Genomic DNA, 16,203 nt, shown 5'->3' with positions numbered 1-16,203 from the left:
TCGTTTCCTCGCAACTGAGCAATCCGACAACCATAGATGCATAGAACATGTGTGGATCTGCACGAAATGATTAGCATCGATCCCCTCCACTACCTGTGCGGCAAGACTGGCTGCCAGAAGGTACTAGGGTGGTGCCTTATTCCCACACCCTGTAGCCCTTGGAGAACCCATCATGAGCAATAACGTCATCACCATAAATGGCCGAACGCCGCGTCTCGCTGCCGGCACTTGGATCGCCCCGACCGCCACCGTGGTCGGCGATGTCAGCCTAGGGCAGGCGTCGGGAGTCTTCTACGGTGCTGTATTGCGCGCGGACATGGAAAACATCACGATCGGTTCCGGCAGCAACATTCAGGACACAGCCGTCGTCCACGCAGATCCGGGATACCCCGCCCATCTGGGCGACCAGGTCAGCGTGGGTCACGGAGCGGTCCTGCACGGCTGCACCGTGGAGGCGGGCTCGCTCATCGGCATGAACGCCACCGTCCTCAATGGCGCAGTTATTGGGAAGGGATCACTCGTAGCCGCCAACGCATTGGTGCTGGAAGGCACTATTGTTCCTGCGGGTTCCCTCGTTGCGGGTGTCCCCGCCAAAGTGCGCAGGCCCCTTACGCCTGAGGAAATCGAGCATTGCCGAGCGAACGCCGAAAACTACAAGGCGCTCACTAGTCAACATCTCGAAGCAACCGGCAAAATTCATGCTTCAGCCCATGATGCCCATGGACTCTGATGCACCAATCCAACATGTCGGAGGCGGGCCATTGCCTGAACAGCTACGGCACTCTCGCGCCTCACAGTCCACTATCTGGGCGTGCGGACGCGCGCCTGAAACGATGCCCTGGCCGCTGAAGAGTCGCAGGAGACAGTCTCATGGCTGAGAAATCCCCCGGAGGCGTGCAGTCTGTTGAGCGCGTTTTTGAGTTGTTGGAACTGATTACTTATGCAGGCGGCGACGCCACGCTCAGCCAGCTCTCCATATCGACCGATCTTCCGCTACCCACCATCCACCGTCTCCTGCGTACGCTGGTCACTCTCGGCTACATCCGACGGCTTCCCCACCGCCGCTACGCCCTGGGACCCCGGTTGATCAGGCTCGGCGAAGTAGCAAACAAGCAGTTGGGCGCCATGGCCGGGACGCAGCTAAAATCCCTCGTGGATCAGCTCGGGGAGACCTCCAACATGGCCGTGCTCGATTCGGACATGGTTATCTTCGTAGCCCAGGTTCCCTCCCGGCATTCCATGAGGATGTTCACTGAGGTCGGACGCCGTGCCCACACTCACGACACGGGCGTCGGCAAAGCCATCCTGGCCCAGCTTAATGACGAGGTCGTCCGCGGCATCGTGCAACGCACCGGCATGCCCACTCCGACTTCCAAGAGCATCGGCGATATCGAATCCCTCCTGGCAGACCTGGGCAGGATCCGGGAACGCGGCTACTCCATTGACGAGGAAGAGCAGGAGCTGGGAGTCCGCTGCTTTGCCATGGCAGTTCCCGATGCACCTACTCCTGCCGCCATCTCGGTCTCCGGGCCGGTGTCCCGCGTGGACCAGTCATTCGCCGGGCGTGCCGTCCCGATGCTGCGCAAGGCCGCCCAGGCCATCTCGAACGAGCTCAACCGCAACTGACCGCGCCGGCGCAACGGCCCGACCTATGCGCTGACGTCACTGGCGAGGCAGGTACTGGAAACCGGTCTTTCTGCTGGTCCTGTACGCAGGCACGGGGGACCTTAGGAACGCCGGTGCCGGCGCGCCGGGCCCAGTTCGGCGGCACGCTCCGGTGAAGGGGTCTTCTTTCGTCCCTTGTACGCACCGCGCTGCTTCGCCAGCGCAATGCCTTCCCGTTGCCGCTCCCTGATCCAGGCCGCGAGCACGTCGTCTTAGGGCATGGCGGGCGACGTGCGGGAACGCTTAATTCTTCAGGGAACGGGAGTTCTCGCAGCCACTTCTACTCCCGTACTTTAAGCGCCGATAATAAAGATTATGTCAAGTAGCGATATATCACGATATATCACTATATGATCGGAGCTGTGTCCCATGTCCCATCTCAGTTTTGTTGGCCAGAATCTCAGTTAATCTGGCCACCTACGGTTCGAGGCTTCCTGTCTCACTCAAGTTGGCCACGGGTAACAGACGACTTCCCGGTCCTCGCAAGGGCGATCAGCTTGCGCCACCAGCCGGAACGCATACGGAATGGCCAACAAAATTGAGACGACTGCGGCGCGACGCGTCTCAATTTATCTGGCCAAGCCGCAGGTCAGCATGGCCAAGTAAATTGAGACCGGACATCCCATCTCAGTTTTGTTGGCCAGAATCTCAGTTAATCTGGCCACCTACGGTTCGAGGCTTCCTGTCTCACTCAAGTTGGCCACGGGTAACAGACGACTTCCCGGTCCTCGCAAGGGCGATCAGCTTGCGCCACCAGCCGGAACGCATACGGAATGGCCAACAAAATTGAGACGACTGCGGCGCGACGCGTCTCAATTTATCTGGCCAAGCCGCAGGTCAGCATGGCCAAGTAAATTGAGACCGGACATCCCATCTCAGTTTTGTTGGCCAGAATCTCAGTTAATCTGGCCACCTACGGTTCGAGGCTTCCTGTCTCACTCAAGTTGGCCACGGGTAACAGACGACTTCCCGGTCCTCGCAAGGGCGATCAGCTTGCGCCACCAGCCGGAACGCATACGGAATGGCCAACAAAATTGAGACGACTGCGGCGCGACGCGTCTCAATGGCTGCGTCCCTTAGTGTGGTGTCAATTCCTGCGGGGCTCTCGTACGTGAGAGGGCCACCGTGGGTGCCGATTTTGTTTCCGCCAAGAAACCTAGAAAGCGATCCCACGATGACCCATAATCATTCTGCCCTGACTTCCCTGATCTCGGAACTGCTCGCGGAGCCGGACCTCGCCCATGAGGACGTGTTCCGGCGGATGCTGCAGGCGGGCATGCAGGACCTGGTCGATGCGGAGGCGACCGCGAAGATCGGTGCCGGACGTTACGAGCGCACCCCGGAGCGGGCCACCCGGCGCAACGGCACGCGGGCCAAGCGGCTCGCCACCCCGGCCGGGGAGCTCGAGGTGGCGATCCCCAAGCTGCGGGAGGGCTCGTTCTTCCCCTCCCTGCTCTCCCCGCGCCGCCGGGTCGACAAGGCCTTGTACGCCGTGGTCTGCCAGGCCTGGATCGACGGGGTCTCCACCCGCAAGGTCGACCAGCTGGTGCGTGCACTGGGCAACGACACCGGCATCTCCCGGTCCACGGTCTCGCGGATCTGCTCGGAGATTGACGAGGCCGTGCATGAGTTCCTGGGCCGGCGCCTGGACCACACCTGGTTCCCGTACCTGTTCCTGGATGCGACGTACCTGGACGTGCGCGTGCGCGGCCGGGTCGTCTCCCAAGCCCTCGTGGTCGCCACCGGCGTCAGTGGAGAGGGGCGGCGGGAGATCCTCGGGATGGCCCTCGGAGATGCGGAGACGACCGACTTCTGGACCGAGTTCCTTCGATCCCTGCGTGAACGCGGTCTCAAGACCGCCACGGACGCCGACCCGCTGGGCGTGGCCGTGGTGACTTCCGACGCGCACGCCGGGATCAAGGCCGCCGTCAAAGCAATCCTGCCCGGCGCCGGATGGCAGCGCTGCCGCGTCCACTTCGCCCGCAACGTGACCCAGAAGCTCGGCTCCGCGCACTCCAAGCCGGTCAACGCGCTGATCTCCACGATCTTCGCCCAGACCAGCCAGGAAGCCGTCACCGCCCAGTACGGCCAGGTCACCGCGTCCTTGCGCGCGTCCTTCCCCGAGGTCGCCCAGATGCTCGAGAACGCCGAACCGGACCTGACCGCGTTCGCGGCCCTGCCCCGGGAACACTGGCAAAAGGTCTGGTCAAATAATCCCATCGAGCGACTCAACCGGGAGATCAAGCGCCGCGCCGACGTCGTGCAAATCTTCCCCGACCGGGACTCGGCCACCCGCCTGATCGGCGCGGTCCTGCAGGAACAACACGAGGAATGGCAGTACGGCGAACGCCGCTACCTTTCCGAGACCTCCATGCGTAAACTCATCCACATTCTTCACGACACCGAGCCGGCCCACCCCGGCCTGCTCCTGACCGCCTAAGGGACACCGAGACGATGAACACGACACCGAACTGGCACCCCTTTGGCCGCCCCCGCGCCGAAGACCTCGCCCTACTCGCCGCCGGCGAAGAAACCGGCTGGTGGGACGAAACCGGCCGCCCCGCGCCCTTCCCCGAGGACTTCCTCGACCCCAACGCCGGATGGACCACCGACCAGGACACCGGAATCAACCCCGCCACCAACGACCCCGAAAACCCATCCTTCTAACCACCAAAAGGAAACAAAAAATTACACCACGTAATGGGACTTGACCGTCTCAATTTATCTGGCCAAGCCGCAGGTCAGCATGGCCAAGTAAATTGAGACCGGACATCCCATCTCAGTTTTGTTGGCCAGAATCTCAGTTAATCTGGCCACCTACGGTTCGAGGCTTCCTGTCTCACTCAAGTTGGCCACGGGTAACAGACGACTTCCCGGTCCTCGCAAGGGCGATCAGCTTGCGCCACCAGCCGGAACGCATACGGAATGGCCAACAAAATTGAGACGACTGCGGCGCGACGCGTCTCAATTTATCTGGCCAAGCCGCAGGTCAGCATGGCCAAGTAAATTGAGACCGGACACTGTCACGGCTCATTTATCTTGACGCGTGCTCACCGATCGTGACGTACCCCGGGGTTTTTGCTCAGGTATCGTGACACATGCCGTCAGCGTATCTCATACACCATGACGCAGATTTGCCGAAAGAGAACCCACGGCCCGCCCCGGCACAAGCCTGGTGAACACCGCACCGACCGAGGGACCCCTCGCAAGAAAGCCCAGCCCCTCGGCCTCTGACCCGAACTTAAAGACGCACTGCGGCGGTTTGCGTCATGTTGAATGAGACGACCTTGCCATGATTTCTCATCCAACATGACGCGGCCCCTGGAACCACGTGCCGTGTGCGTCATGATGGATGAGCAATGACACATATTTTTGGCAAAAAACTCAATTGCCATAACGATCTACGGATCATTGAGCACTGGCGTCCGTTTTTTGGTGGCGTAGCCCCAGGCGGTAGTGATCGTCTGGGTAGTTCAAACTCAGGAGCCGTGGTGTCCCCGAAGTGACGGGATCCGGTGTGTGCCGATCGCGGCGAGGTGGCGCTTGCCTGTCGAGGTCCTGCTGCCCGTCATGATGTCTGGCCGTCGCGGCTGGCGTATGGGTCTGCGATGCCGATGTATTGGGTGGTGGTGTACTCCGCGATGCCTTCCATGCCTCCTTCGCGGCCGAGTCCGGATTGTTTGACGCCGCCGAAGGGAGCGGCGGCGTTGGAGATGACGCCGGCGTTGAAGCCGACCATGCCGAAGTCGATCTGTTCGGCCACGCGCAGGAGCCGGTTGAGGTCGCGGCCGTAGATGTAGGAGGCCAGCCCGTATTCACTGGCGTTGGCGAGCCGGATGGCGTCTTCTTCGGTGGTGAAGGTGGTGACAGGGGCGACGGGGCCGAAGATTTCCTGGCGGAGGATTTCGGCATCGTTCGCGACATTAGCCAGGACGGTGGGCGGGTAGAAGTATCCGGGACGGTCAAAGGGCACACCGCCTGTGACGGCTGTTGCTCCGGCGGTAACGGCGGCGGTCACCAGGGCGTGAACGTCGTCGCGTGCTCCGGCGTCGATGAGCGGGCCGACCTGGGTGTCCGGTTCGGTGCCGCGGCCGGTGGTCAGGGCGCCCATGGCGGCGACAAACTTTTGGGTAAACTCAACAGCCACGGACTCCTGGACCAGGAACCTGTTGGCGGCGGTGCAGGCCTCGCCCATGTTCCGCATTTTGGCGGCCATGGCGCCTTCCACGGCCTTGTCCAGGTCTGCGTCCTGGAACACGATGAACGGTGCGTTGCCGCCCAGTTCCATGGAGGTGCGGAGCACGTTTTGTGCGGCGTCGGCCATGAGGCGCTTGCCTACCGGGGTGGAGCCGGTGAAGGAGACTTTTCGCAGGCGCGGGTCCGCAAGCAACGGGCCGGAAATGCCGGCAGCGTTGGAGGAGGACACCACGTTCAGAACGCCCGCGGGCAGGCCGGCTTCGAGCATGGTCTGGGCAAACAGCTGGGAGGTCAGGGGCGTGAGTTTGGCGGGTTTGAGGACCATGGTGCAGCCTGCGGCGATCGCGGGTGCGACCTTGCGGGTGGCCATCGCCAGCGGGAAGTTCCAGGGGGTGATGAGCAGGCACGGGCCCACCGGTTTGTGCTGGACCAGGATCTTGTTCTTGCCCTCCGGGGTGGTGAGGTAGCGGCCATGGTCGCGGACCGTCTCTTCGGAGAACCAGCGCAGGAACTCCGCCCCGTAGGTGACTTCCCCGCGGGCTTCTGCCAGCGGCTTGCCCATTTCCAGGGTCATGAGCAGGGCGAAGTCCTCGGCCCGTGCCGTGACCAGGTCGAAGGCGCGGCGCAGGATTTCGGCCCGTTCCCGCGGCGCCGTCCGCGCCCACGAGGCCTGGACGGCGTCCGCCGCGTCGAGGGCGGCGACGGCGTCTGCGCTGGTGGCAGAGGCCAGGGTGGCCAGGACCTCGCCGGTGGCGGGGTCGTGGACGTCGAAGGTACCGCCTTCGGACGCTTCACGCCACTGTCCGTTAATGAGGAGGCCTGTGGGCACGGAGGCGAGGAGCTTTGCTTCATGCCCGGTGATGACGGTCCCAGTGGTCGTTGTATTTCCTTCAGGCACTTGGCGCTCCTTCTAAAGTCCTTGTGGGTTGGTCATTGTGGCGGCTGCCACGGTCCGGGGCACCGGCACGGTACCGCTCTCGTGCGATTCTGGCGAAAAGTGCCCGGGAGCGTGCCGTTGGGCCCAGTTCCGGGTTGCCGTGACGTCATTGCGCAGTTGCCCGGTCAGGGCGTTCATGCTTGAGAAGCTTTGTTGTTCCCGCAGCTTGGCGGTCAGGGTGACAGTCAGCTGCCGCCCGTAGAGGTCCTCGTTGAAGTCCAGGAGGTGGGCTTCGAGCAATTTCCTTCCGGCCTCGGCATAAAACGTTTGCCGTCGTCCAATGGAAACTGCTGCCAGCCAGGATCTTCCAGAGTCTGTCCGGACCACCGCAGCCCATACCCCGTCCTCGGTTTGGTCGTCAAGGAGCGGGATGTTTGCGGTGGGAAATCCGACTGTCCTGCCTCGTTTGTCCCCGTGTTCGACGATGCCCTGAATGACTGTCATGCTCCTGTTCCGTGCCGGTCTGGTGGTACCGGGGCCGCCCCGAGGACCTGATCCAGCCACGTGACGCGGTTGCTGAATCGCCTGATCTTCGACTGCGCCACCCAGCGGAAGGTGTCGTGTTCGTCATTGACGCTCAGCCTGCGGTTCCGGGCGCTGGCCGTGAAAGTGTGCACCAGCCACGGACTGCCGTGGCTGTCTGGCAGGAGTAGCGGCGTCCCCTGCCGGAAGCCGACCAGGTCGTTCTCGGCAAGCCCTGTTTCCTCCCGAAGTTCCGTGAAGGCCTGCTCTTCAGGAGAGGTTCCAGGCTCAAGGTATCCGGTGACGCAATGCCAGAGTCCGCGGTCGTGTCCGACGGACTGGCTGCGCTTGAAGAGGGCGATCCGTCCCCGCCACTCAACGATGACGGCCACGACGGTGCGGGGCGGGCCTTCCGCGGGTGCGCGCTCTCCGCCTGCCCGTGACAGCGGTGCGATGCTCATGGTCATCCTCGTCCGGTTCGGTTGGTGTTGGGTGGATGCGGCGGTGCTGCATGGCCGTGGTGGCCCATTGCTGTTGTGGATGGGACCGGTGGCTCCCCTCTGCTCGTCGGGGAGCCACCCGGTCTTAGAGGGTTTGCCCGGTGGCGCTTCGATCGAGCATTTTGTGTCCCGAGAGGCGCGGGCGGCGGTGGGTGGCCAGGTAGACGACGGTCGCGATGGCGGCTGCGACGTAGTAGGAGAGGTCGCCGATTTGCGGGAAAGCGGCGGCGATCGGGCCGGTGTAGATCGAGGACATCCAGAACGGGGATGAGAGGACGACGCCTGCGGCCCAGGCAACGAAGCCCCATTCGAATTTTCTGCTCTTGTCGAAGAGTTCACGCAGGCCTCGTTCGGTCCTGCGTCCTCCAAAGAGGTAGTCACATACGAGGACGGCGACATAGGGGGCGATGCAGTAGGCGGTCAGGTTCAGGAAGGCGGTGAAACCTGCGTTGAATCCTTCCTGGCCAAACAAGGCCACGAGGTAGGAGGCCACGCAGATGACGACGACGGCGGTGTGTCGTTTGACGGGTACACCCATAGTCTGGATGGAGATGGCGCCACCGTAGACGTTCAGGAAGTTCTGCGTGAAGGAGGACAGGGCCACCACTCCGAGACCGACGGCGGCCCAGGGGCCCATCAGCTCCTTGAGCGCGCCAATGCTGTCGCTGGCTGTCGCGGTTGATCCAAGGAGGGTGCCAAGGATCCCCATCCACACCAAGGTGATGAAGTTTCCCAGCATCGTTGCCCGGCTGGCGCCACGCCTGTTGCCGGGGGTGTTCGGCAGGTAGCGGGAGTAGTCGGAGGCGAAGGGCATCCAGGCGACGATGAAGGAGAAGAACCAGCCGAAGAAGGTGATCCATCCGCCGATGCCGTCAAAGCCCTTGGCTGAGGGGTTGAAATGGTTGACGATGTGTCCATTGGCGGCTGCCACGACGGTGATGAAGACGAAGCCGATCACCAGGACGAAGGAGAGGATGCGCTGGAGGAAGTGGATCAGGTTGTACCCGATGACAGCCACGCCGAGTTGGATTCCCATGAGCACCAAAGCGGAGAGCCAGAACGGGATATCAGTCAGCAGCGAGATTGCCTTGCCCCCGAGGATCACGGTCACCGCAGCCCAGCCGACGCCGGCGAAGACATTCACATATGCCACCGGGAACAGGTTGCCGATGAATCCGAGGGGTCCCCGGCCCTGCATCTGCTGCGGGACGCCCAGCCGGACGCCCATGGCCGAGAGGTATCCCATTCCCGCCGAGGAAGTCAGGCCCGCGAGGACGATGGCCAGGGCCGCGGCCCAGAAGGGCAGACCGAAATAGGCGGCACTGAAGCCAAGGACGACGATGGGGAAATTCATGCCTGCGGCGAACCAGAGGAAGAACTGGGAGCGGGGCCTGCCATGGCGTTCCACATCCGGGATGTGCTCGATGCCGTAGGGCTCGATCTTGGTGAGACTGTTGCGGTACCCGCGGTCTTCGGCGACACTGTCTTCGCCGGCGGTGCGCATGGTGTCTGCGTTCATTGTTGTCCTAAAGTTGGATGCGCACCCTGGTGCGCTGCTTACGAGCAGTTTGGGCCGGCGCGGCTGGTTCCTGTCCGAGGGTTTGCCAGCCGCGCCGGAACTTAGAGTTCAGCGAGTTCTGCGCTGTCATAAAACCGGCCGGCCTTGTAGACCATGGGTGGCGTGTCGGCGATCTCGGCGTGCCGGACCCGGCAGATAAAAACTGTGTGCGTCCTTGCCTGGAATCGCTCCTGGATCTCGGCTTCAAGGGATGCGGCCGAGCCGTCCAGAAGTGGGCTGCCTTTCGGGCCCTCATGCCAGTCGAGCTCCGCGAACTTGTCCTGGGCCTTGGAAGCGAAGACGCTGACCGTCTCCTTCTGTTCCGTACCCAGAATGTTGATGCCGAGGTGGCTAGAGGAGAACAGCGCCGGGTAGGTGCTCGAGCTCTTCTGCACACAGACGAGCACGAGGGGCGGCTCGATGGAGACTGAGCAGTACGAGTTCGCTGCCAGTCCCTTGGGGGTTTCGCCGTCCATGGTGGTGACCACAGTGACGCCGGTGATGAACTGGCGGTTGAACGCCTTCATCATGTTTACGTCGAGCTCGGGAAAGTCAACGCCGGCCCCACCCTCCGGCGCGGCGATGCCGCGCAGGGGGCGAATCCCGAGGGCGGCCAGCAGTTCGCTCCCGTCCCACGTCACGGTTTCCCTGGTGATCCTTCCCTCTTTGAGAATCAGGATGTTGGAGCCCCTGGTCTGAACGCTAAGTCCTGTTGCGGGGACGCCGAGGTAGTCGCGGGTGTGGGTGCCCGTGGACGTCCAGAAGACGGCCACCGTTTCCGCACCCTCGACGATGTCATCGATCGTCGTGCGCAGGTCCGGGAAGGCTTCCCGCACTGCGGCGATCTCTGCTTTGAGACCAGTAATGTCGACGGTTGCCCCCGTCGCCTTGCTGGTGCGCGTGTAGTCAGCTGCCATGAGGCCGTCTAAAGCGTCGAGTTCTCCCTGGTCCCAAGCGGCGAGCCAGGTTGACGTGATCAGCGGTTGAAGAGTCTGTTGCATACCAATGACCGTAAGGCAGGTCACATCACCACGTCAACCAAAATGAGAAAAAACCCTTAAACAGCGGGATTGTAGAGAAGTTAGAAGAAAGGCACTTTCTCACTTGACGCCCTTCTTGCATGCAACATAGGCTGACATGCATGCAAGAAGAATCGGTACTGACTGTTGAAGTGGACGGGCGCGAGGGCCTTTTGGAGAAAATCCGGAGACTCGTCCTGGGAGGCGACTTCCCGCCTGGCGCGGTGCTGCCGGAGGCTTTCCTTGCCCAGGAATTCGACGTCAGTCGCACTCCGGTACGGGAAGCCCTCAAGCAGCTTCAGAATGAGGGGCTGGTGGAGATACGGCCGAAGGTTGGAACCTTCGTCCGTGAACCGACCCACAGGGAGATCATCGAGCTGTTCCAGCTCAAGGAGTCCCTGGAGGGCCTCGCGGCATCGCTGCTTGCCCGCCGTGGCCAGACACCGGAACTGTCCACCCTCCGCCTGAACCTCGAAGAATCCGAAGCCGCGGTCCTTACGAGCGACAGCGGGGCCTATGCCCGGCTGGTACATGAATTTCACTGGACGATCGTCCGGGGCTCGGACAATCTCAAACTAGCCGAACACTATGAGCGGCTCATGAACCAGCTCGCGTACCACCGGCTGGTCCTGCGCACTATTGAGCATCCGGGCAGGCTCGCAGCATCCACCCGCGAGCACCGCGCCGTCCTGGAAATGATCGAACATAAAGACCCTTTCGGCGCCGAAACCGCCATGAGGGACCACGTCCATGCCTCCTCCCGAGAGGCTCTCTCCGAACCGGAGCGGTCGCTCCGGAACTGAGCCAACCAAGAAAGGAAGCCATGCGCTTCTCCAACTTTCAGGCCCTCGGCGGCTTCAGGTCCGTCCGGCATCCCAACCAGCCCGCGCTGCCCGGGACCAAACGATGAACGATCAGGGCTTGGGTATCCGCAAGATTGCCTATTACAGCGAGGAGATCCTGCTCGAAAACGGCCTCTCCCCCGCCGTCCCGGCCGTCCGTTCCACGGCGGCGGCCGTGGTTGCCAACCCCTGGCTGGGCGGAAAGGCCACCGATGATCTAAACGAGGAAGTCATCCGGCTCGCCCCGGTCCTGGCACGTAAACTCACCGACGTTCTGACCAAGGAACTCGGGGGCGTGGAAGCAATTCAGGCCTTCGGCAAAGCGGCGATCGTCGGCGCAGACGGCGAGATTGAACACGGCGCGGCCCTCATCCACACACCGTACTTCGGCAACCTCGTCCGGGAGTATTTCGACGGAGAATCCATCATCTGCTTCGCCGACGACCGGGCCGACGCCGGCGCCCCGCTCGTGGTACCCCTTTGGCACAAGAACGCCGCCGCCACCCGCACGCACTACCAGACCATCACTGCCCGGATCAGCGACGCGCCCCGGCCCGGCGAAATCGTCGTCATCCTCGGCGCCTCAACCGGGCCCCGCCCGCACTCACGCATCGGTGACCGGATCACTGACCCCGTCGTCAAAGCAGACACCATAGGAGAACTAATTTCATGAGCATCCGCAAAATCGTTACCCTGACTGAAGACATCCTCATCGAAGGCGGCCGGGACGTCACGCCGAACGCACGGGTCGCCGTCGTCGCGGCCATCATCAAGAATCCCTGGGCCGGCAAGGGGTTCGTCGAGGATCTCTCCGCCGGGATCGACGACAACGCCTCCGACCTCGGAGCACTGCTGGCGCCCCGCGTGCTCGAAGCCCTGGGAGCCACGGCCGAGGCGTACGGCAAGGCCGCCATCGTGGGCCTGAACGGTGAAATCGAGCACGGTTCAGGACTCATCCACACTCTTTCCTTTGGAAATCACTTCCGCGACGCCGCAAATGCCACAACGCTCCTGCCGGCCGTGGAAAAGCGCGGGCCCGCCGGTGTTGTGTTTGACATTCCCCTCAAACACATCACCGACGCAACCATCCGCTCCCACCACCAGAGCATCGAGGTCCGGATCAGCGACGCTCCCCATGCCGACGAAATCGTGATCGCCCTCGCCGCCGCGGCCCAGGGACGCCCGCAGCAGCGCCTCGCCGCGTTCACCACCGAATCGAAGTAGGCGGCGCACCGGTGAGCCGCGCCCGTGTAGCACTGATTCACGGCGTCGGTCTCGACGCGACGATGTGGGCGCCCCTGCGCGAATACCTCGAACCGGAATACGACGTTCAGGTCCTCGAGCTCCTGGGGCACGGAAGCCGAGAGGCTGCGCCCGAAGGACTGACCCTGGCCGATCTCGCTGCGGACGTCGCCGAGCGCCTCGAACCGGGCACCCATGTGGCGGGTTTCTCACTGGGCGCCCTCGTCGCGCAGCATCTGGCCCGGTTTCGGCCCGATCTGGTCGCCTCCCTGGTCTGCGTCGGATCGGTTTGCGACCGTACGGCGCAGGAGCACGCCGCGGTGATGATGCGGCTGAACTCGGCAGCATCCGATTTTCCCGCGACGGTGGAGGCATCAATCCGTCGATGGTACCCGGACGGCTCCCCCGTCACGGCTGAACAGGTCGAGGCAACGCGGGAAGTCCTGCTGCGCAACGACCCGCGATCCTTTTTGGCCTGCTACCGCGTCTTCGCCACGGCAGACGCAGAAATGGCGCCAGAACTCCCTCGAATCGCCGTGCCATCCCATGCCGTGACCGGTGAACTGGATCCGGGATCGACACCGGCAATGAGCGCCAGGCTCGCCGCGGCCATCCCCGGCTGCACGTACTCCGTCATCAAGGGGGCACGCCACATGATGCCGGTGGAGCGCCCCCAAGAGCTCGCCAAAACCCTCACTGCTTTCTTCAAGGAGCATCCACATGTCCACTGATCGCCGCTACGAGCATTTCATCAACGGGGACTGGGTCCCGCCGTCATCCGGGGAATACTTCGACAGCACCAACCCGGCCACCCTGGACGTGCTCTACAAAGCCGCACGTGGTAACGAAGCCGACGTCGACCGGGCAGTTTTAGCCGCGGCGGCAGCCTTCGAAAAATCGACGTGGCGGGACCTTAGCCAAACCAAACGCGGACACCTGCTTCGCCGTCTGGGTGACCTTGTCGGTGAACACGCGGACGAACTCGCACGCATGGAATCCGAAGATAACGGAAAACTCCTGCGCGAAATGCGCGCCCAGCTCGCCGCCATGCCCGAGTACTACTACTACTACGCGGGCCTGGCTGACAAAATCCAGGGCGACACCATTCCGGGTTCCAGCCGGGCCATGCTGAACTACACCCTTCGCGAACCCCTCGGAGTCGTCGGTGCCATCACGCCATGGAACTCGCCGCTGACGCTCACCACCAGCAAGCTTGCACCAGCCCTCGCGACCGGCAACACCATCGTGATCAAACCCTCCGAATACACCTCCGCCACCGTTTTGCGCTTGGCGGCGCTGGCCGACGAAGCCGGATTCCCGCCCGGCGTCATCAACGTCGTCACCGGCTTCGGTGCGGAAGCCGGAGCCGCGCTCGTTGAACACCGCCGTCTGGCGAAAATCTCCTTCACCGGCAGCACGGCCACAGGCGCCCGCATCGCTTCATCCACCGCGTCCCGCTTCATCGGCTCGACGCTGGAACTGGGCGGCAAATCCCCCAACATCGTCTTCGCCGACGCTGACATCGCCAATGCCTCCATGGGAGTGGTGGCCGGCATCTTCGCCGCGGCCGGCCAGACCTGCATCGCCGGCAGCCGCGTCTTCGCGCACAAGTCCGTGTACGACGAACTCCTCGAACGGGTCACCAACCGCGCCCGGAGCATTGTCATCGGAGACCCGCTCCTTGACGCCACTGAACTCGGACCGCTGGCCTTCCAGGACCAGCGGGACAAGGTCGCCAGCTACGTCGATCTCGGCGTCTCCGAAGGCGCCACCGTCCTGACCGGCGGCGGGCGTCCAAACACCGGCCTCGACGGCTACTTCTTCGAACCCACCGTGCTGACCGATGTGGACAATTCCATGCGCGTGGTCAGGGAAGAGATTTTCGGGCCCGTCGCCGCGATCATGCCGTTTGAAACAGAAGAAGAAGTCCTCCGGCTCGCGAACGACACCAGCTACGGACTGGCCGCCGGAATCTGGACCACCAACCTCTCCAGGGCACACCGAATGGCCAACCGTCTGGAAGCCGGCACAATCTGGGTCAATACCTACCGCACCATGTCGCCACAATCACCCCGGGAAGGCTTCAAGACCAGCGGCGTCGGAGTCGAGCACGGCATCGAAAGCATCCACGAATACACCAGGGTCAAGAGCGTCTGGATCAACACCGACGAATCACCCCTCGCCGACCCCTTCATCATGAGGAGCTGACCACCTTGCCTCTTATCGAAGTCTCGATCGCCCGGGGCCGTACCCCTGAACAGCTCCGCTCGCTCATCAATGAGCTGCACCACGCCGCCGAAAACTCAGTAGGCGCAACACCCGAAAACACCACAGTCATAATCCGTGAAATCGAGCATGAACACTGGTCTCGCGGTAACCAGACCATCGCCGAACGCAACGCCCCAACCCAGCAGGCGGCACCCACCCAGGAAGTGGCGGCGAACATCGCCGCAGAACAAAGGAGTCACTAATGCGCTTTTCCCTCTTCGCCCACATGGAGCGCTGGGACGAGACCGTCTCGCACCGCGAATGCTTCGAAAACCTGACGGAACTCACCCTCATCGCGGAAGCCGGAGGATTCAGCACCGTATGGATTGGCGAGCACCACTCGATGGAGTACACCATTTCCCCCAGCCCCATGCCCCAACTTGCCTATCTTGCAGCGCGCACGTCGCGCATCCGGCTCGGCGCCGGCACGATCATCGCGCCCTTCTGGAACCCGCTCCGCGTAGCCGGCGAGACCGCCCTCCTGGATGTCATCAGCAACGGCCGCATGGAAGTGGGACTGGCACGCGGCGCCTACCAATTCGAGTTCGACCGCCTCATGGGCGGCATGTCCGCGGTCGATGGCGGCAAGCACCTGCGCGAGCTCGTCCCGGCGGTACGCGCGCTCTGGGAAGGTGACTACGCCCACGACGGCGAGATCTGGCAGTTCCCGACCTCCACCAGCGTCCCCAAGCCTGTGCAGAAGCCCACCCCGCCCATGTGGATCGCCGCCCGTGACATCTCCTCGCACGAGTTCGCCGTCGCCAACGGCTGCAACGTGATGGTGACACCGCTGATGAAGGGCGACGAGGAAGTCGAAGACCTGGCGAACAAGTTCAACACCGCTGTGGAAAACAACCCCGACGTCCCCCGCCCGGACCTCATGGTCCTCCGCCACACGCATGTCCACGCCGCTGACGAGCCCGAGGGATGGCGGCGGCCGGCCGAAGGCATCCAAAAGTTCTACCGGACGTTTGACGCCTGGTTCGGAAACAAGACCACACCCAAGAACGGTTTCCTCGAGCCCAGCCCTGCAGAGAAGTTCGCCGACCGCCCGGAATTCACGCCCGACTCCCTCCACCAGACCGCGATGATCGGCACCCCTGACGAAGTAATCGAGCGGCTCCGCCACTACGAGGCACTCGGCGTAAACGAGTTCAGCATCTGGGCAGACAACAGCCTCACCCATGAGGAGAAGAAGCGCTCGCTCGAACTCTTCATCAAGCATGTCGTACCAGCCTTCCAGGAGCAGCCCGCCACCGCGGCACGCTGATATCAACCAACGGCCGAGTCACCAGACTGACTCCCGTGAGCTGCAGGCTGGGCGTCGGTTCCTGGATGAGCGGACCGGCCCCAGCCTGCAAGGCACCGACGGGCACGAGCAAGCTGCGTGCACCCCACGCGATCAAACGCCCTTGCTCCCTCCCCACGGCAACATCCCGGCCTGACACTGTGCAGGCGGCTGCCTGAGCGAAGAGATAACGCGCTGGCAGTTCACGGCACACCATTTTCCGGC

The 16,203-nt window shown here is 63.0% G+C and carries 16 protein-coding genes and 1 pseudogene; 11 read left to right on the top strand and 6 right to left on the bottom strand.

Translation table 11 applies throughout. From position 1 onward, the window contains the following. The first annotated feature begins 172 nt into the window (after positions 1 to 172). Together DMB86_RS19995 and DMB86_RS19990 are read left to right on the top strand one after the other, a co-directional pair. Entirely contained in the window at positions 173 to 730 is a 558-nt protein-coding gene (locus tag DMB86_RS19995) for a gamma carbonic anhydrase family protein (RefSeq protein ID WP_113719795.1), read from the top strand. Positions 731 to 870: 140 nt separating this feature from the next. Further along, on the top strand, positions 871 to 1,626 hold the full coding sequence (locus DMB86_RS19990; protein ID WP_113719794.1) for an IclR family transcriptional regulator: 756 nt from the start codon (positions 871 to 873) through the stop codon (positions 1,624 to 1,626). A 36-nt stretch (positions 1,627 to 1,662) separates the two neighbouring features. On the opposite strand, the pseudogene DMB86_RS21290 reads toward DMB86_RS19990, so the two are convergent. Next, positions 1,663 to 1,862 (bottom strand): annotated as a pseudogene (locus tag DMB86_RS21290) (recombinase family protein); the annotation flags it as partial. A gap of 977 nt (positions 1,863 to 2,839) precedes the next feature. Between DMB86_RS21290 and DMB86_RS19980 the strand changes: the two are divergent. Continuing rightward, positions 2,840 to 4,105, top strand: a complete 1,266-nt coding sequence (locus DMB86_RS19980; protein WP_113719080.1) for an IS256 family transposase — start codon at positions 2,840 to 2,842, stop codon at positions 4,103 to 4,105. A gap of 14 nt (positions 4,106 to 4,119) precedes the next feature. Then, positions 4,120 to 4,332: a hypothetical protein gene (locus DMB86_RS19975; RefSeq protein ID WP_113719079.1), complete on the top strand. Its 213-nt coding sequence runs from the start codon at positions 4,120 to 4,122 to the stop codon at positions 4,330 to 4,332. A gap of 901 nt (positions 4,333 to 5,233) precedes the next feature. On the opposite strand, the gene DMB86_RS19970 is transcribed toward DMB86_RS19975, so the two are convergent. From DMB86_RS19970 to DMB86_RS19950, 5 genes are all read right to left on the bottom strand, one after another. Continuing rightward, on the bottom strand, positions 5,234 to 6,760 hold the full coding sequence (locus tag DMB86_RS19970) for an NAD-dependent succinate-semialdehyde dehydrogenase (RefSeq protein WP_227878804.1): 1,527 nt from the start codon (positions 6,758 to 6,760) through the stop codon (positions 5,234 to 5,236). A 12-nt stretch (positions 6,761 to 6,772) separates the two neighbouring features. Next, a complete protein-coding gene (locus DMB86_RS19965) occupies positions 6,773 to 7,243 on the bottom strand; it encodes a riboflavin kinase (RefSeq protein WP_113719793.1) in 471 nt (156 codons plus the stop codon). Further along, complete coding sequence (locus tag DMB86_RS19960) at positions 7,240 to 7,722, bottom strand: NUDIX domain-containing protein (RefSeq protein ID WP_171814627.1); 483 nt, start codon at positions 7,720 to 7,722, stop codon at positions 7,240 to 7,242. The genes DMB86_RS19965 and DMB86_RS19960 overlap by 4 nt, the downstream gene beginning before the upstream one ends. Positions 7,723 to 7,846: 124 nt before the next feature. After that, a complete protein-coding gene (locus DMB86_RS19955) occupies positions 7,847 to 9,280 on the bottom strand; it encodes a purine-cytosine permease family protein (protein ID WP_113719791.1) in 1,434 nt (477 codons plus the stop codon). A gap of 101 nt (positions 9,281 to 9,381) precedes the next feature. Further along, on the bottom strand, positions 9,382 to 10,320 hold the full coding sequence (locus tag DMB86_RS19950; protein ID WP_113719830.1) for a flavin reductase: 939 nt from the start codon (positions 10,318 to 10,320) through the stop codon (positions 9,382 to 9,384). A gap of 140 nt (positions 10,321 to 10,460) precedes the next feature. Here DMB86_RS19950 and DMB86_RS19945 point away from each other — a divergent pair, with 140 nt between their 5' ends. The 7 genes from DMB86_RS19945 (at position 10,461) to DMB86_RS19915 (ending at position 15,960) form a co-directional block, all read left to right on the top strand. After that, complete coding sequence (locus DMB86_RS19945) at positions 10,461 to 11,141, top strand: GntR family transcriptional regulator (RefSeq protein WP_113719829.1); 681 nt, start codon at positions 10,461 to 10,463, stop codon at positions 11,139 to 11,141. Positions 11,142 to 11,244: 103 nt separating this feature from the next. Continuing rightward, complete coding sequence (locus tag DMB86_RS19940; protein ID WP_113719790.1) at positions 11,245 to 11,853, top strand: amino acid synthesis family protein; 609 nt, start codon at positions 11,245 to 11,247, stop codon at positions 11,851 to 11,853. Then, entirely contained in the window at positions 11,850 to 12,404 is a 555-nt protein-coding gene (locus tag DMB86_RS19935; protein ID WP_113719789.1) for an amino acid synthesis family protein, read from the top strand. The genes DMB86_RS19940 and DMB86_RS19935 overlap by 4 nt, the downstream gene beginning before the upstream one ends. Positions 12,405 to 12,415: 11 nt before the next feature. After that, the gene (locus tag DMB86_RS19930) at positions 12,416 to 13,153 is read left to right on the top strand and encodes an alpha/beta fold hydrolase (protein WP_113719788.1); all 738 of its coding nucleotides are present in this window, start codon (positions 12,416 to 12,418) and stop codon (positions 13,151 to 13,153) included. After that, on the top strand, positions 13,143 to 14,630 hold the full coding sequence (locus DMB86_RS19925; protein ID WP_113719787.1) for an aldehyde dehydrogenase: 1,488 nt from the start codon (positions 13,143 to 13,145) through the stop codon (positions 14,628 to 14,630). The genes DMB86_RS19930 and DMB86_RS19925 overlap by 11 nt, the downstream gene beginning before the upstream one ends. Before the next feature lie 5 nt (positions 14,631 to 14,635). After that, entirely contained in the window at positions 14,636 to 14,893 is a 258-nt protein-coding gene (locus tag DMB86_RS19920) for a tautomerase family protein (protein WP_113719786.1), read from the top strand. Beyond that, a complete protein-coding gene (locus tag DMB86_RS19915; protein WP_113719785.1) occupies positions 14,893 to 15,960 on the top strand; it encodes an LLM class flavin-dependent oxidoreductase in 1,068 nt (355 codons plus the stop codon). The genes DMB86_RS19920 and DMB86_RS19915 overlap by 1 nt, the downstream gene beginning before the upstream one ends. The last annotated feature ends 243 nt before the right edge of the window (positions 15,961 to 16,203 follow it).

It is taken from the genome of Arthrobacter dokdonellae, from assembly GCF_003268655.1.
GTDB classification, from domain to species: domain Bacteria; phylum Actinomycetota; class Actinomycetes; order Actinomycetales; family Micrococcaceae; genus Specibacter; species Specibacter dokdonellae.
This window is presented reverse-complemented; position numbering and strand designations above follow the sequence as displayed.

Coding starts and splice junctions, on each gene's coding strand:
- DMB86_RS19935 (WP_113719789.1), top strand. CDS start 11,850: ATGAGCATCCGCAAAATCGTTACCCTGACTGAAGACATCCTCATCGAA.
- DMB86_RS19945 (WP_113719829.1), top strand. CDS start 10,461: ATGCAAGAAGAATCGGTACTGACTGTTGAAGTGGACGGGCGCGAGGGC.
- DMB86_RS19940 (WP_113719790.1), top strand. CDS start 11,245: ATGAACGATCAGGGCTTGGGTATCCGCAAGATTGCCTATTACAGCGAG.
- DMB86_RS19915 (WP_113719785.1), top strand. CDS start 14,893: ATGCGCTTTTCCCTCTTCGCCCACATGGAGCGCTGGGACGAGACCGTC.
- DMB86_RS19980 (WP_113719080.1), top strand. CDS start 2,840: ATGACCCATAATCATTCTGCCCTGACTTCCCTGATCTCGGAACTGCTC.
- DMB86_RS19990 (WP_113719794.1), top strand. CDS start 871: ATGGCTGAGAAATCCCCCGGAGGCGTGCAGTCTGTTGAGCGCGTTTTT.
- DMB86_RS19925 (WP_113719787.1), top strand. CDS start 13,143: ATGTCCACTGATCGCCGCTACGAGCATTTCATCAACGGGGACTGGGTC.
- DMB86_RS19950 (WP_113719830.1), bottom strand. CDS start 10,320: ATGCAACAGACTCTTCAACCGCTGATCACGTCAACCTGGCTCGCCGCT.
- DMB86_RS19995 (WP_113719795.1), top strand. CDS start 173: ATGAGCAATAACGTCATCACCATAAATGGCCGAACGCCGCGTCTCGCT.
- DMB86_RS19955 (WP_113719791.1), bottom strand. CDS start 9,280: ATGAACGCAGACACCATGCGCACCGCCGGCGAAGACAGTGTCGCCGAA.
- DMB86_RS19975 (WP_113719079.1), top strand. CDS start 4,120: ATGAACACGACACCGAACTGGCACCCCTTTGGCCGCCCCCGCGCCGAA.
- DMB86_RS19960 (WP_171814627.1), bottom strand. CDS start 7,722: ATGAGCATCGCACCGCTGTCACGGGCAGGCGGAGAGCGCGCACCCGCG.
- DMB86_RS19965 (WP_113719793.1), bottom strand. CDS start 7,243: ATGACAGTCATTCAGGGCATCGTCGAACACGGGGACAAACGAGGCAGG.